Source organism: Arcicella sp. GW458-12-2-14-TSB2 (genome assembly GCF_059423785.1).
Map to the genome: position 1 here is coordinate 1 of NZ_JBWKYN010000117.1, position 17,840 is coordinate 17,840.

Below are 17,840 nucleotides of genomic sequence, written 5' to 3' on the forward strand. Positions count from 1 at the left end.
TTATTCTCTAATAGAATTAAAGCTAATTAGAAGCATCAATTTTTCAACATTAAAATGCTTTTTCATTCATTTTATCACCAAAAGCAAATATTAATAATATATTAATAAAGTAATATATTTGGTAAAATTTTTGCTATTTTTCCATTAGATAGTGCCATTGGGAAGCAATTAATTACTGCAACCACCAAAAATCAAAGAACTGTTTACCATAACCATGAAGTATAAACATATATATGTATTCCTTTTTGTATTACTTAAGCATACATTCCTTTTTTCGCAGGAATTTAAACCCGTCTTTCAACGAATATCTACTAAAGATGGCTTATCCCAAAGCCATGTCAGTGCTATTACTATGAGTAAAAAGGGCTTTATGTGGTTTGCAACCGACGAAGGCCTTAATAAATATGATGCTTATAAATTTACCATTTATAAACACCAGCGAGAAAACAAGAACAGCCTTAGCGATAATTATATTTATGATTTATTAGAAGATCATAATGGAGATTTATGGGTCGCCACTGCCGCTGGACTTGATAAATTTAATCAAGAGAAAGGAATATTTGAACATTTCTTTAAACAAGGCCATAGGCTGACTATCCGTGATATATTTGAAGATAGTAAAAACAGGATGTGGTTAGGAACTACCACTGGGCTATATTTATTAGATAAGCAAAAGAATACTTATACCCAGATTAGGCATCAAGAACATAATAAAAATAGCCTTAGTAATGATTTTGTATATAGATTAGAAGAAGATCAGTTTGGTAATATTTGGGTCGGGACTAAAGAAGGATTGAATAAATATAATCCAGATAAAAAACAGTTTACTCATTTTTTTCATGATGCTAATAATCCTAAAACTATTGCTTCTGATTGGATAAAGGCACTTTTCTTAGATAGTCAGAAAAATCTGTGGATTGGTACTTTAACGGGTGGTGTTTCAAAATATAACCATAAAGACAATACTTTTACCAATTATTTAAACGACCCTAAAAATCCTAATAGTTTGTGCTATAATGATGTATTGTCTTTTATGGAAGACAGAGAGGGCAATTTATGGATTGGTACCGAGAACGGAGGAATAAGTATTTACAATTTAAGAAAGAATAAATTTAATACTGTTGCTTTCAATATCTACGACGATAATAGTTTAAGTAACAATTCGGCGTATTGCCTTTACCAAGATTATATTGGAAATATTTGGGTGGGTACTTATTCTGGAGGCATTAGCTTTTTACCTAAATTCGGGAATAAGTTTACTTTTTTGAAGCAAACAGTAGATAAAAATGGCTTGAATAATAGTAGTATTCTAAGCATTTTAGAACATGGAGACGATAAAATTTGGTTAGGGACTGATGGCGGTGGGTTGAATGTTTTTGATAGAAAAACAAATACATTTTCAGCCTATACCCACAATCACGCCAATAAAAACAGCATTAATTCGGATTTTGTACTATCTGTTGTTGAGTTAGATAAAGATTTATTGGCCTTGGGTTTTTTTATTGGAGGCTTCGATTTGTTCAATACCAAGACAAAGCAATTTGAACATCATATACCTGATGCTAAAAATAAAAACTCGGTATCTTCGAATAGTATTTTTACGATGCTTAAAAGTAAAGATAACAACCTTTGGTTGGGTACTTGGACGGGGGGCTTGGGATACTATGATATTAAAAACAAACGGTTTACTAATTATTTACATAATCCGAATGACCACAATAGTATTTGCAATAACTATGTCAAAGCCATTTATGAAACTGATGGTGACGAACTTTGGGTAGGCACGGAGGACGGACTTGAACTTTTTAATAAAAAAACAAAAATATTTACCCATTTCAGATCAAATCCTAACAATCCGAATAGTTTGAGTAATAATAATATTCAAACTATTAAAGAAGCCCAAAAAGGCTTTTTATGGGTGGGTACTACAGAAGGCTTGAGTTTGTTGAATCTAAAAACTAGAACTTTCCAGACTTTTACGGAAAAGGATGGATTACCAAACGATTTTATCAATGCAATCCTTGAAGATGAAAAAGGTAACTTTTGGATGAGTACTAATAAAGGGATTTCGGCGTATAATCCTTTGACAAAAACATTTAAAAATTATAATATTTCAGACGGACTACAAGGCAATGAATTTAAACCTAGAGCGGCGTATAAAACGCATGATGGAGAAATGTTTTTTGGAGGACCAAATGGAGTAAACTTTTTTAATCCAGATAGTTTAAAAGATAATACGTTTATTCCTCCTGTATTTATTACTGATTTTCAGATTTTTAATAAATCTGTGATTGTAGGTGCTGAGGATTCACCCCTTACAAGTCATATTAACGAAATCAAGAAGATAGTTTTAAATTATAAACAATCTGTTTTTTCATTTGAATATGCAGCATTAAACTATACGTTACCTTTAAAAAATGAATATGCTTACAAATTAGATGGTTTTGATAAAGACTGGGTATATGCTGGCGGTAGACGAACAGCAACCTACACAAATCTTGACCCAGGAACGTATATATTTAATGTAAAGGCTTCTAATAATGATGGAATTTGGAATGAAAAAGGGACATCTATTACCATAGAAATTTTACCGCCATTTTGGGCAACATGGTGGTTCCGTATGTTGGGTATATTGATGGTATTAGGATTAGCGATAAGTTTTTATAGGTATAGAATTAATTTAGTACAAAAACAAAAATACAGACTAGAGAAAGAAGTAGAGGTAAGGACGGCACAACTATTGAAATCTACACAGGATGAGCTGAGAGCACGACAAGAAGCGGAAAGAGCTAATAAAGCTAAAAGTGTTTTTTTAGCGACTATGAGTCATGAAATCCGTACTCCTTTGAATGGTATTATTGGCATGGCATCACTGCTAGAGGAAACACCTTTGAATGAAGAACAGAAGAGTTATTCTGATACGATTCATGCTTGTGGAGAAGGATTGCTTACGGTTATCAACGATATTTTAGATTTTTCTAAAATTGAATCTGGTAAAATGGAATTGGATGAGCATGATTTCAACCTAAGAAATTGTATTGAAGAAGTCTTGGATGTTTTTGCAGCAAAAGTTTCAACGCTCAATCTCGATTTATTATATCAAATAGAATGGGATGTTCCTGTTCAAATTATTGGTGATAACCTTCGTTTACGCCAAATTTTATTAAATCTTATTGGAAATGCGATAAAGTTCACCCACGAAGGGGAAGTTTTTGTGAGGGTTTTTATCGTTCAAACTAAAGAAAATGGCGAAATTGAATTAGGTTTTGAGGTGAGAGATTCAGGCATTGGTATTCCGCCTGATAAGATAGACAAACTTTTTAAACCATTCTCACAAGTTGATTCTTCTACTACTAGAAAATATGGTGGTACAGGATTAGGACTAATCATCAGTGAGAAAATCGTTAATTTAATGGGTGGGTCTATTCAGGTAGAAAGCAAAGTTGGGAAGGGAACAACCTTTAAATTTAAAATTAATACGCGGATTAGTTCAGCTCAGCTTAGTACATTTCCCTTTAACCTTGAAGTATTAAGAAATAAAAAAGTATTAGTTGTTGATGATAATAAGACAAACCTTAGTATTCTGAAAGGACAATTGGAACATTGGAACATGAATGTTATCTTGACATCGTGTCCGAAAGATGCCATTAGTTTAATAGAGGCTAAAGAAGTGTTTGATTTAATAATAACTGATATGCAAATGCCTGAAATGGATGGTATTGCATTTGCTTTGGCAGTTCAACGACTAAATCCATTTTTACCAATTATCTTATTAAGTTCGATATCTGATACTTTTCATCGGGAATATCCCAATTTGTTCAAATCAGTGTTGATGAAACCTGTTAAACAGCATATCCTCTGTAAAAGTATTCATGATAATTTAATGAAGAGTGAACAGCCAAAAATAATAGATAAATCTGGGTCAACTGTGCCAGCACAAAAATTAAATAATGATTTTTCTGAGAACTATCCAATGAAAATTTTGGTAGCAGAAGATTATGTCATGAACCAGAAATTGGCCTTGAGAATTTTAAGCAAACTTGGGTATCAGGCAGATTTGGCGGAAAATGGCATAGAAGTACTCGAAGCTTTTGACCGACAGCATTATGATTTGATTTTAATGGATATGCAAATGCCTGAAATGGATGGTATTGAAGCAACGATTAAACTTAGAGCAATGGATATAACACAGCCAGTAATCATTGCTATGACCGCCAATACGTTAGAAGAAAATAAGGAAGAATGTATGAAAGCGGGAATGGACGATTATATAAGTAAACCGATTAACCTCGATTTCCTGATTAGCGTATTAGAAAAGTGGGGGAAAAAAATCAAGACAGAAAAGAAATTATCATAATAATATGATGATAAAAATGTCCATCCATCTTTTCTTAAGGTGGATGGACACTATTTTATTTATAAAATATTATTGCCAGGAAGTACTTTCTTAAAATCTCCTCCATGAGGTAAATCGTTTATTGGATTGATTTGGAACACTTCTTTGCTTACGATTCTTTGCATAACGATTTCGACTAATGTTGTACTATTAGGTTTTAATATATAGTCGAACATGGTTTTATCAGCCTTAATTTCACAAGGTAAATAGCGTACAAAACCTTCAGAAGGTCTAGGGATGATTTTCAAGCCTAATTTATTAATACCCTTTTGCTTCTGGCGTATTTCTTTTTTCCCACTCTTTATGGCCTCAGTTCCCTTCAAAATATCATAATCTAAATAGTAGGTGATATTCTCAGGATTGTTTTTATTCTTCTGTCTGTCTTGAAAAAAGCCCTCTGGCAAATGATTTGGGTCATTATCATCACCTGCTGAAATAATTAAATCATAATCCTTTATTGGATAACCTTCTGAGTCAATTACCCTAAAAATAACCATACAGTATTGGTCATGAATAAAATAACGCTTAGAAATGAAAAAGCTAGTTTCAATTTCTAATTGTTCATTTTTCAAAACTTCTTTAGTTTCTGTTTCAAATTGTTTATAAAGATTATTATAATCGGTCTTTGTTCGTACATTGATGCAATCTAAAATCGCTTTTATAGTCTCCTCACTTTCTTCATTATCCGCAATCTTAACACTATTCATAATGCCCATATCTTCTCCAGAATGTGATTTTCCTTTAATAATTCTTAAGGGAGTTTTGGGAGATTGCTTATAAATAGAAATCTCAAAATCTTTCGTAACAAGTAGGCTTGTTGAAATAGGATATGGTTGTTGTAAGCATACATAATTGCTTTCTAGATTAGCCGCTGCTACCCTTACGACTCCATCAGAACCGAGCTCTCCCGTATAAGCATTTAGGTTATCATATAGCTTTCTATCAATAGATTGCCCAATAAGAACAAAAGGAAAAACATGTTCAGGATTAATATCATCTTCATTACTATTAATCCAATCTTTGTTCAAAGTCCAAGCCTCGATACTGCCTAGTTCAAGCCAATCTAACACACCTTGTCCAGGTTCGATAGCACTAAACCAAGATTTTAATCTTCCTACTCTTCCTTTACCTAATTGTGCTAATGCTGATCCAAAATTAGCAGGAGCTAGCATAATCAAGTGACTCATCGGACATTGAGGACTACTATCAGAAGAATATCTTTTCCACCAATCGCGTATTACTGGCCCACCTGTAGAATGAGTGATACAGATAAATCTTTCATTATTATTAATTTGAGATTCTAATTTATCTTTTATCGCAGTTTCAAAAGCTCTAGAAATATCTTTCAATCGAACTTCATCATGAAAACTGATGTATTGCCCAAGAAATATTTCTTCAACACTCATTTCAAAGCCATTAGCCAAGGCTTCATTTTGTAGCCGAGTGGGCAATTCTCCATAAGTGTCAAGGTTTGTGACGCTCCATCCATGAACGAAAACAACAATTAATTTAGACATAGTAAATGATGATTTAGCTAGCATTCAATATCCTTAAAGGCTATAACATCAAAGATAAAAATAAAGTAAATGATGATTTGAAGCGCATCAGTATTTTTATTATACGGTAGACCACTCAACACTTGTAATTACCATACGATAAAGTCTTTAGGATTCATTGGGAGATTCAAGATAAATAAAATACTTTTGCTATAAATACAAACAAACTCTATAAATTAATAAATGTTCTATGATTAAAAGTTTACAGTTTTCACTACTTCTAATGTTCTTCACTTTTGCTTTGAAAGGTCAAACAATTGGAATTACACAGGTTCAAAGCGAAATAAATTCAACCATTTGCTTAGGTAAAAAAGTTTTAGTGTCTTATTCTAAAACAGGGACATTCAATAAAGAGAATACCTTTAAGTTACAAGTGAAGTCGTCTTATTTGTCGGAAGGATGGATAAGTCTAGAGACTAAAGATTCTTCTGGATATTTAGTAGCGGTTTTGCCAAATGAAATACCTAATACAAATGGAAATTATAATTATGCCGATTTTCAGATTGTAAGTAGCTCACCTATTGTAATTAGCCCTAAAGCGTCTTATCAAAATATGTATTTCCCAGCAGAGATTAGCTTAATTGATCTTCAAAAGAAAACACTTTTTCCTTACGAGCCAGTATTGATGGATATAAATTACTCAGGTTCATTACCTATTACGTTGTTAATGAGTGATAGCACCTTTGTATATATAAATACTAATAATTACACCTCCCAACAAAGTATCATAGTAACTCCTAATAAAACAGGTAAATACAGCATTATTGGTGCAAGTAATACCTGTGGTATTGGCAAAAGTTCTGGTAGTACCGATATAAAGATATTTGATAATAGCCTAAAAATTATTGGGAATGCCAATACTCATATTTGTAAGAATGGTAAAGTAAGTGTAAGTGTATCTAAGGCTGGCAAATGGACTACTGGAAATAAATTTACTATCAGGTTAGCAGATTATGCTACTAAAACAAAATTCTATGATTTTGAAGCAACTGATGATGATGGTGTATTTTCAGCTAACATTGGTTCTAGTATTCCAATTGGGAGCTATTGGGTAAAAATACTAGCAAGCGATAATGGAATAGAGTCTGATTACTCCTTTAATTATGTTAGTGTTCACAATGAATTTAAGGTAGAACTAATTACATCGAGTACAACTATAAAATATGGTGAGCAACAACAACTAATAGCTTCGGTAACTGGATTTGGAAATTATATTATTGAATTAAATGATGGACAAATTTATAATAATTATTATATAGGAGATGATAGCAATCGTTCGGTTGGTTTTAAAGTATCTCCAAAACAAACCACTGAATATTATATTAATTCCTATTCCTCTGGCTGTGGTAATGGAACGGGTAAAAATAAAGTCTTAATCACTGTAGATAAAGGTATTAAAACAGACTCGGTAAAAGCAGGGAAATATTGTGAAGGAACCAGCAATGAAGTTTATTTCTCGTCTAATGTTAACTTACCTGTCGGGAGTACTGTTAAGGTAAGAATGATGAATAATGGTTATTTAGGTACAGGTGAATACCGAGATGTTGACGCTACCATCATTCGAGAAAATGTTGCCTCGTTTATTATTCCAACAAATTTAAGTAGTACTTTTTATTCATATACTTTCTATGTCAGTGTTTTTACAAATAATATAACTGGAATAAGTCTTAGCACTAATACTTTTGATGTATCAACATTCCCTTCAGGTGTTGTTGGTAATAAAAATAGTATAGTAATTAATCTAGATAAACCTCAAACTACCGATATAGAACTTACCTTAAAAGGTGGGGGACCTTATGAAATCACCTTGAGTGATAGTTTAAAGTATAAATATGATACAGAGCAATATGCTTGGGAAAGGGATGTAGCCTTGCCTATATTTGTACCAAAAACCACTGTTATTGGAATAAAATCAATTTCAAATATTTGTGGTACTAACAACACCCCCTATTCAACGTACAAATATGTAACTGTTCAAAACGCTGAATATTCAATTCGTGTTATATCAAAGAAATTACAAAGCGAAGTTCTTTGTGCAGGAGACAAAATAGATTTGTCTATCATTGCTACAGGCAAATATGGGGCCGACAATAAATTTACAGTTGAACTGGTTGAAGGGAGTAATTATAATAATAGTAGTAAGAATTTAGGAACTATTACGCTTGGCAGTACTCAAATTGTAATACCAAATGATGTAGTTAGTGGGAAATATAGCATAAGGGTTTCCTCTAATAGTCCATTATATTACAGTAATATGTTCCCAGTTACTGTTAGAACTTTGCCTACTGCTAAATTTTATACCTATTATACTGAACCTGTGCTTTCTGGTGAAAGTTCTTATACAGAACTAAATTTAAAAGGGGGAGGAATCCAGACAGTAATTTATAAAGATGGTACTAAACAAACTATTGAAACTTCTAATTATAACTACGGTGAAGAATACAGGTTATCCTCTGAGAAAAAACTAACTAAAACTACCACATTTGGCATACAATCAGTTAGTAATCTCTGTGGTATAGGTACGATACAATCTAAAGATTTTACAATTACGGTAAAACCTTATACAATTCAAAATCAAATAACACAGTATGGGTATTCAATATATTGTACCAAAGAGAAGCTGTTAGTTCCTTTTGATATTAAAGGTCAAATAGATAAAAATGCGAGCTATTCTGTACAAATTGCCAACAATACTGATACTGCTTATACTACGCTACAATCGAATATTAAACAAAGTCCCGCTACTGTTTCTTTACCTACTGACATTAAAGCGGGTTATTATAAAGTTAGAGTAATAAATCATGACAAATCTATTAAGTCAGAGCCCTACAATATTACGCTACGTTCAGCTCCTGATATTTCACTGCAGTTCTCAAATGGTGAAATTTATACCGAGATAGATGCGGGGAATGGTGTATATATTCGTTCAAATACCAGTCAAGATTATTCAGGGAATACGCTCACTTATGTCATTGGAGATGATAAGAAGATTAAAACTACAGGTTATAATAATTATAATTACATAGAAGAATACAAAACCCCAAATAGCACCACTACTTATACACTTTTATCTGCTGTCAATAGGTGTGGTGTTGGTAAAGTTTCAGGGAGTGTAACTGTAATGGTAAAGCCTGTATTAAATATGGATATTAAAAATACTACCTATGGTAGCAATCTTTGTATAGGTTCTAGTATGGATGTAACATTGAATTCCAGAGGGACATTTGAACCTAATAATATCTTTAAAATATATGCTGTAGATGAAAGTAATGTTAAAACAGAATTATTGAAGGCTTCTAAAAATGGAGAATACAAACTGATATTTGGTAATGATTATAAGAAAGGGAGTTACAAAATTCAAATGGAAAGCTCTAATCCATATCAATTAAAAGATGTAAGGACGATTTTTTTAACATCAAAAGTAGATATTAGTATATCTGGACAAGCAACAATCAATGCTGGTAGTGAAGGAGCGATTCAAATTAAAAATAATGATCCTTATAAACCCAATACAAACACTTATTTTTCGGATGTCCTTTACTATGAATTAAGTAATGGCTCAACAGGTAGTATAGATTTGTATTATTTTTCGAGCCCAAGGTCTATATATGTATATCCACAGATTACTCAAACATATACTTTGAAATCGGTTACTAATGCTTGTGGGTTGGGGAAAGCAGATGGTTCTGCTACAATTACGGTAAATCCAGCCTCAACTAAACAAGTAAATTTGTATAGTTATGTATCTAATTATTGTGAAGGCTCTACAACTAATGTATATTTTACAACAGTAGGTAGTTTTTCAGCATCTAATAAATTTACAGCACAGTTGTCAGATAATACAGGTAAAAATTTTAAAAATCTAGAAGCAGTAGAAAATGGAACATCAAGCTTAAAAGTGAAAATTCCTTCCAATTTAGTATTAGGGTCTGGATATTATATGAGAGTACTTGCCAGTGATAATGATGCCACAAGTATTACAAATATTTTCCCGTACACTATTGTAGAGGGCGTAACTGCCCGCTTTGATACTAGTTCATATTATTTTAATAGTAATAAGCCTGTTACAATTAATATAAAATTGACAGGAACGCCACCGTTTATGTTTGCTATTGGAATTGACGAAATTAGTGCTAAAACTTATTCTTCAAGTGCTAAAACTTTTCCTATTCCTCTCAATCCAATTGCCAATAGTTCTTATCGCCTTTTTTCAGTAAGTAATCAAGTATGTGGTACAGGAACCATCCTCAGTCCATCAACTGTAAAATTAGAACTAATCACAGCCACTGAGGAAGCAGGAAAATTAGGAATTAACGTTTTCCCAAACCCCACCTCTGATATTATTAATATTGAAAGCGACGGCAAAGAACTTGATATTCAATTAATAGACTTTTTGGGGAAAATAATTCATGCCGAAAAGCTAAAAGGAGAACAAAAGCAATTAGATTTATCAAAAACCCCTGCAGGAACTTACTTTTTACATATTCAGAAAGAAGGTAAACAAGCTGTGTTCAAAGTATTAAAACAATAATAATATAAGGCTATCTTAAAAAGTGTTTTTACCAGATTATTTTGGGAAAAGATTTTTTTTAGATAGCCTTTCCTTATAAATAATTTTCAAGCTATTAAAAAAAATACTATGCTCAGATTTCTACAATTATTTTTTACCCTCCTATTATTAAACTTTTCGATAAATGCTCAAACTATTGAAATCAATAGTGTTGAAGGTAAGGGCTATCAAGTTTGTTTAGGGCAGAAAGTCAAAGTTTCCTACCGCAAGAGTGGGGTTTTTAATCAAGGAAATACTTTTAAACTGCAAATAAAAGCATACAGTAGTGATACTTGGGACGAGGTAAGTGCTATTGATTCTTCAGGATATTTAGTAGCCACTTTGCCTACAGCACTAAGTATAAAATATATGGAAGCGAATGTTTACGCAGATTTAAGAGTAATAAGTACGTCTCCAGCAGTGGAAAATCGGAAGTATTCTTTCTATCTATATTCGATTCCATCAGTAGAAATTATAGGAGTTACTAAAAATACAATATATCCGTATGAAAATGTCGGAATAAAGTTGAATGTACAAGGGTCTAGTCCAATTGGTATTATGACTAGTGATAGTTTAAATACCGACTATAATTTTTATGAAACAGGGAATCAAATTAATAATAATTTAATGGTTAATCCCGCTAAAACAGGTTCTTACAGTTTCTTAAGTGTAAGTAATATGTGCGGTATTGGCATAATTAAAGGGAGCGTAAGCTTTTCTGTGCTACAAAATTCCTTGAACATTACAGGAGTATCTAATATAAATGTTTGCAGGAACAAGATGTTGGAAGTATATACTACAAAAACTGGTATATGGGCAAATGATGATAAATTTTATATTCGTTTAATTAATTCATCAAATAGAGTTTTTGATTTTGAAGCAACTGAAATAAATGGAGGGTTTGCTATTAAAATTAATCCTGAATTACTATTAGATCACTATTCTCTACAAGTAGTTTCTAAAAGATTAGGAATAGAATCAAACAATTATAGCTCTGGTATTACTGTTTATTCAGAACCAGTAGTAGAAATAGTTTCTTCAGAATCAACTATAAATTTTGGTGATAGAAAGAACCTTATATTGAAATATTCTGGGTATGGTGCTTTTAAAATTGAGATGAGCGATGGACAGATTATTAATAGCTTTTCATCTAATAAAGAAGACAATACTAGTGTAGAGATAAACCCACTAAAAACGACTGAGTATTATATAAAGTCGTTTAGCTCTACTTGTGGGAATGGCGTAGGAAAAGAAAAAGTGAAAATTACAGTTTTAGAAGGAATTAAGGCCGATTCTATAAAAGTAGGAGAATATTGTGAAGGCAGTACGTGTGAAGTAAAGTTCTTAACTAACGCCCAGATTAGTGTAGGAAGTCTTGTTAAAGTAAAACTTGTATATTATGATAGAGAAGTTGAACTTAAAGCTACAGTTATTAAAGAAAATATTGCGTCTTTTACAATACCTGAAGGCATGTCAGGTATGACTTCTTATAGTAAAGCATTTGCCATAGTTTATACAGATAAACTACCTAATATATTCAGGAGTCCAAATTATATAGATATTCTTACTAAACCTTCTGCGGAAATCTCTTTCCCTTTTTATGATGTAACATTAGCCACTCCACAAGCGCAAAATATTACGGTAGATGTAAGAGGCGGGAAACCATTCGAACTCGTCCTTTCAGATAGTACAAAGTATGTTACTACGAATGGATTATCAAATGGAGAGATATGGACACAAAGCTTTACTGTACCCGTTTATGTCGCTAATTCTAAAACCTTTTCAGTAAAATCTATTACTAATGTATGCGGAACAAAGATTGGTTCACAAAATAGACTTAATGTAAAAGTAAATACTCAAGAGAATGCTCTGAGGTTATTAAGTAGCAAAGCTGTCAATGACACTATTTGTGTTGGTAGAACATTAGATTTAATGTTATTGACTTCAAGTAACTTTAACTCAGACGATTTATTCAAAGTAAGTTTGTTTAATAATTATCTTGTTGAGGTAACTACCCTTGGGAACATAAAAAGGGGGAAATCTCAAATTATAATTCCAACTACACTTACGAGTGGATATTATTATATCGGGGTAACATCTAGTAATGGAATGATTAAAAGCAATACACTACCTATTGCAATTCAAAGTAAATCCAGAATAGGATTGTCAACTAGTTACACAGACTTATTAGCAGGAGTAAAGACCTCTTTTGGAATATGGATTTATGGTTATGGTGATAATGAGGTTGTCTTCAGTGATGGGTCTAAAAAAGTATATAATTCTATAAACGGTTCATTAAATACTTCTTTTGAAAAAGCCTTTACCCAATCTAGCACCTTTGGAATTACTTCCATTAACAATCAATGTGGTGTGGGAACAGTAGAGACTAAAGATATTACTATACAAGTTTCCCCTTATCGTATTTATATTGATATGCCAGTTAATTATGAGTACATAAACAATTTGTGTGTTAATACAATGATGTCTATTCCTTTTCAGTTTGTAGGAAATAACAATAACCAGAGTTTCTCAATACAGATAGCTAAAGAAACGGATCAAATATATACTACTTTACAATCAAATATTAAGGTTAGCCCAGCAACAGTACTATTGCCTAGTACATTGATGGCAGGGAAATATAAAATCCGATTTATTAGTAGTGATAATGTTGTTAAATCTAATGAGGTCCTTATTCAAGTAGATACTCCTCCAAATGCCAAGCTTCAATTAAATGACGGGACTGTAACAAAAACAATTAATGCAGGCGAACAAATTGTATTAGAAATAAATGATGCGAACCTAACCTCTTCTGGAATCCGTACTTACATCATACAAGATAATGATAACAATAAAATGGTGAATCGACAGAGCGATTCCCGTTATCAATATCTGTACCTTACGGAAAACAAAGAATATAAATTGATTTCGGCTATTAATAAATGTGGTGTGGGTAATACTATGGGTACGGTAAAAATTACCGTTAAGCCAGTATTGGGAATGAAAATTGTTGCTACTACTGATAACCGTTATTGTATAGGCTCTAATCTTGCTACTACATTTTATTCACAAGGAAAATTTGAAGTTGATAATGTATTTAAGGTTTATGGTATTAATGAAAGTAATGAAAAAATAGAATTGTTTAAATCTGTAAACAATGGAAGCTTTAGCATACCATTAGGTAGTAACTTAAAGAAAGGCAATTATAAGATTCAGTTTGAGAGTACTAACCCTGCTATGACTAAGGAAATCGCTAGTGTATTTATAACAGCTAAACCAGATGTAACTTTATCTGGGGGAGCAATTATTAATGCTGGTAGCTATGTGTATCTGAACGTTAAGAATAATGATTCTTATAAATCAATTTATAATACAGGAGAGGTGCTAAATTATGAGCTAAATAGTGGTTTCAAAGGATCTATTAATGGTTTTGATACTGATGGGAAGACCAGAATACTTTTTAGTACAACTACAACTCAACTATTAACAATTAAGTCAATTAGTAATACATGTGGTGTTGGTGTAGCTAGTGGCTCAGCCAGTATTACGGTAAATCCTATATCTGAAAAGCAAGTAAATTACATAGATTATCGACTAAATTTTTGTGCTGGTAGTGACCAAGACATATATTTTTCTACAAAAGGGACATTTACTAGCAACAATAAATTTACAGTTCAATTATCAGACAATACTGGTAAAAACTTTAAAGACCTTGTAACAGAAGGCACTAGTAGTCCCTTAAAAACTAAAATACCAACAGATACTCCTTTAGGTGATAGCTATTTAATTAGGGTAATTGCCAGTGATAATGATGTAACTAGTAGTACTAATCTTTGGCCGATTGCTATCTATGAAGGAATATCGGTGCGTTTCGATACTAGCTCTTATTATCTAAATGGGAATAATCCTGTTACTATTAAGGTTAAATTGAAAGGGTTGCTACCTATTACGTTTTATATGGGAACTGATGAAATTAATGCAAAAAGATACAGTGCTACGTCGAATGACTATGCCATTACTGTCGATCCATTAAATAGTACATCCTATCGCCTTTTTTCAGTAAGTAATCAAGTATGTGGTACAGGAACCATCCTCAGTCCATCAACTGTAAAATTAGAACTAATCACAGCCACTGAGGAAGCAGGAAAATTAGGAATTAACGTTTTCCCAAACCCTACCTCTGATATTATTAATATTGAAAGCGATGGCAAAGAACTTGATATTCAATTAATAGATTTTTCTGGGAAAATTATCCAAGAAGAGAAACTGAGAGGAGAACAAAAAAGAATAGATATGTCAAAAGTTAGTGCAGGAACTTACTTTTTACATATTCAGAAAGAAGGTAGACAAGCTGTATTTAAAGTGTTAAAACAGTAGCGTAAAATTAAAGGACTATCTTATATAATTGATAGTCCTTTAATTTTTAAAACCTCATCTTTTGTATTCTAACAGCATTTAGAATGGCCATAAGTGCCACACCAACATCAGCAAAAACAGCTTCCCACATACTTGCTAAGCCTCCTGCACCTAAAATAAGTACTAAAACTTTTACGCCAAAAGCTAATGAGATATTTTGCCACACTATTTTTTTAGTAGCTTTAGCAATATGAATGGCCGTTACGATTTTGGAAGGGTGGTCATTTTGAATGACTACATCTGCTGTTTCTATTGTTGCATCAGACCCCATCCCTCCCATCGCAATTCCTACATCAGATAAGGCAATTACAGGAGCATCATTGATACCATCTCCTACAAAAGCAATTGTATTTTGCTGATTTCGGAGTGCTTGCAATTTAGTTACTTTATCTTCTGGCATTAAGTTACCATAAGCTTCACTAATGTTTAATGTTTTGGCTACTTTATCAACGACAGATGTTTTATCTCCCGACAGCATCACTGTTTTGATATGAAGTTTTTGTAAGTCAGCAATTGTTTTATGAGCATCCGCTTTAATTTCGTCTGCAATTAAAACATATCCAACGTATAGTCTGTTGATAGCTAATACAACAATGGTTTCAGGGATTTCACGAAGGGTTTCAGGAAAAGCAATATTGTCTTTTTCTAAAAGCTTTAAATTACCAGCCAACACTTGATTATCTTCTACTTGTCCACTTAAACCAAAGCCAGAAATTTCTTGGAAATTACTTAATGTGCTTTCAGGAAGGGTGGGTTTTACAAATTCAACAATGGCCTTAGCAATTGGATGTGATGATTTACTTTCTAATAAAGCAAGTAATTCTAAGGCTTTTCTTTCATCAAAATCTATGATGGCTACTTGCTGTATCTTGAAAACACCTTTTGTCAGCGTCCCTGTTTTATCCATTACTACAACGTTTACTTTAGTCATGATGTCTAGAAAATTGGCTCCTTTAAACAAAATACCATGTTGTGAAGCAGCACCAATACCGCCAAAGTATCCTAAAGGAATAGAAATTACCAAGGCACATGGACAAGAAATTACTAAAAATACCAAAGCACGATAGAGCCACTCTCCGAAAATATAATTTTCTACTATAAAATAGGGCAAAAGAGTAATCAATACTGCCAAAACAAATACAATTGGGGTATAGATTTTGGCAAATTTCGAGATAAATAATTGAGTTGGCGATTTCCTAGCAGTAGCATCTTGAACCATTGTTAAGATTTTAGAGAGTTTGCTATCCTTGAAAACGGCTGTTACTTCTATATCGCTTATGGTATCCAAATTAATCATTCCTGCTAAAACGCTATCGCCCTTTTTCTTGGTTTCAGGAACACTTTCGCCTGTTAAAGCAGCGGTATTATAAGCGGCATAGTCAGAAACTAGGATGCCATCTAGTGCGACCTTTTCTCCTGCTTTTACTTGTATGATTTCACCTATGGCTACTTTAGCAGGATTTACTACGATGACTTTACCATCTTGTTTCACAGAAACCTTATCTGGACGAATATCTAATAAGGCCTTGATAGAGCTTTTAGCTCGTTTTACAGCAGCCCCTTGAAATAATTCACCAATGGTATAAAATAGCATTACGGTAACGCCTTCTGGATATTCGCCTATGCCAAATGCTCCGATGGTAGCTAAGCCCATCAAGAAAAATTCATTAAAAATATCACCGCTCTGAATACTTTTAAAAGCACTTTTCAAAACAGGATATCCGACTGGTAAATAAGCCAGTAGGTACCAACCTAAGCGCAGGTAATTTTGAAAGAATTTTAAATCAAAGTGTTCAAAAACTAATCCTATAACGAGCAATACAAATGAAATTATAGCAGGAAAATATTCTTGCCAATCGGCATTTTCGTCATGAGTATGTTCGTGATGATGGTGCTCATCATTTTCATGTTCGTGTTGATGATTATGTATTGTTGAATGTTGGTCGCACATATAAAGTAAGAAGGTTGATGAATAAATAAAGGTAAAAAACTAACGATGCGATAAAAGTAGATAAAAAAGGAGTGCAACAGGGAGACAAAAAGTAAATTTGATTAATTTTAAATGATGTCTGGTGTCGATATATAAATTCTAAAATAGAATCCTTTGAAAAAATCTTTCCATTTCCGTATTCGTAAAATTCACCGTTATTTAGGTTTGGTACTAGGGATTCAATTTTTATTTTGGACGATTGGAGGTTTATACTTTAGTTGGTCTGATATGGATGAAATACATGGTGACCATCAAAAAGCGCATATCCATCCCTTAAGTGCTAATATTCAATTGGTAAACCCGCAGGTTGTTATTCAACAAATAAAACAAACAGATGCTGTCAATTATATTTTTGATATTAAACTAGTACAGATTTTAGGGAAACCTACCTATCAGATTGTTTATTCACAGCAACATGACCGAGGCAAGAAAATCAAATTAGCCGATGCTGAGACGGGAAAGATTCGTGGAGTATTAACAAAATCTGAGGCTATTGAAGTAGCCAAAAGAAGTTTTATTGAGGATGCAAAAGTTAGTAACATTGAATATTTAACTACTACCAATGGGCATCATGAATATCGAGAACAACCTTTACCTGCGTATGCTATTACTTTTGAGCATCCTAGTAAAACAACAGTTTACGTTGCAACAGAATTAGGAACGGTTCAGAAATTTAGGAATCAGCGATGGAGAATTTTTGATTTTCTGTGGATGCTACACACAATGGATTTTCAAGGCAGAGATAATATTTCTAATTACTTGTTGCGTGCTTTTTCTATTTTGGGATTGCTAACTATTTTGTCAGGCTTTATACTTTTTTGGGTAAGTGCGAAGGCTGTTAATGAGCGGAAGAAGAGAAAGGTTTGATTTTTATTTTACACAACTATACTAGACAAAGAGTGTAAGTATATAAGTTAGAGGTTTAATGTATAAAAC

6 protein-coding genes are annotated in these 17,840 nt (G+C 32.7%); 4 read left to right on the forward strand and 2 right to left on the reverse strand.

Annotated features, from left to right (window positions below; translation table 11 throughout):
- Positions 1 to 214 precede the first annotated feature (214 nt).
- On the forward strand, positions 215 to 4,357 hold the full coding sequence (locus AC07XN_RS16165; protein WP_494743825.1) for a hybrid sensor histidine kinase/response regulator: 4,143 nt from the start codon (positions 215 to 217) through the stop codon (positions 4,355 to 4,357).
- Positions 4,358 to 4,416: 59 nt separating this feature from the next.
- On the opposite strand, the gene AC07XN_RS16170 is transcribed toward AC07XN_RS16165, so the two are convergent.
- Positions 4,417 to 5,913 carry an esterase/lipase family protein gene (locus AC07XN_RS16170; protein ID WP_494743826.1) on the reverse strand — a complete coding sequence of 499 codons (1,497 nt, stop codon included), beginning with the start codon at positions 5,911 to 5,913 and terminating at the stop codon, positions 4,417 to 4,419.
- A gap of 229 nt (positions 5,914 to 6,142) precedes the next feature.
- Here AC07XN_RS16170 and AC07XN_RS16175 point away from each other — a divergent pair, with 229 nt between their 5' ends.
- Together AC07XN_RS16175 and AC07XN_RS16180 are read left to right on the forward strand one after the other, a co-directional pair.
- Positions 6,143 to 10,483: a T9SS type A sorting domain-containing protein gene (locus tag AC07XN_RS16175; protein ID WP_494743827.1), complete on the forward strand. Its 4,341-nt coding sequence runs from the start codon at positions 6,143 to 6,145 to the stop codon at positions 10,481 to 10,483.
- Positions 10,484 to 10,591: 108 nt separating this feature from the next.
- Positions 10,592 to 14,875 (forward strand): T9SS type A sorting domain-containing protein, encoded by a 4,284-nt coding sequence (locus tag AC07XN_RS16180; RefSeq protein WP_494743828.1) that lies wholly within the window; start codon positions 10,592 to 10,594, stop codon positions 14,873 to 14,875.
- A 46-nt stretch (positions 14,876 to 14,921) separates the two neighbouring features.
- Here the strand turns inward: AC07XN_RS16180 and AC07XN_RS16185 are convergent, their stop codons facing one another.
- Positions 14,922 to 16,865: a heavy metal translocating P-type ATPase gene (locus tag AC07XN_RS16185; RefSeq protein WP_494743829.1), complete on the reverse strand. Its 1,944-nt coding sequence runs from the start codon at positions 16,863 to 16,865 to the stop codon at positions 14,922 to 14,924.
- A 153-nt stretch (positions 16,866 to 17,018) separates the two neighbouring features.
- Here AC07XN_RS16185 and AC07XN_RS16190 point away from each other — a divergent pair, with 153 nt between their 5' ends.
- A complete protein-coding gene (locus tag AC07XN_RS16190; RefSeq protein WP_494743830.1) occupies positions 17,019 to 17,771 on the forward strand; it encodes a PepSY domain-containing protein in 753 nt (250 codons plus the stop codon).
- Positions 17,772 to 17,840: the final 69 nt, after the last annotated feature.

What these genes read in the sequence shown, in the direction of transcription:
- AC07XN_RS16165 (WP_494743825.1), top strand. Translation starts at nt 215, where the DNA reads ATGAAGTATAAACATATATATGTATTCCTTTTTGTATTACTTAAGCAT.
- AC07XN_RS16170 (WP_494743826.1), bottom strand. Translation starts at nt 5,913, where the DNA reads ATGTCTAAATTAATTGTTGTTTTCGTTCATGGATGGAGCGTCACAAAC.
- AC07XN_RS16175 (WP_494743827.1), top strand. Translation starts at nt 6,143, where the DNA reads ATGATTAAAAGTTTACAGTTTTCACTACTTCTAATGTTCTTCACTTTT.
- AC07XN_RS16180 (WP_494743828.1), top strand. Translation starts at nt 10,592, where the DNA reads ATGCTCAGATTTCTACAATTATTTTTTACCCTCCTATTATTAAACTTT.
- AC07XN_RS16185 (WP_494743829.1), bottom strand. Translation starts at nt 16,865, where the DNA reads ATGTGCGACCAACATTCAACAATACATAATCATCAACACGAACATGAA.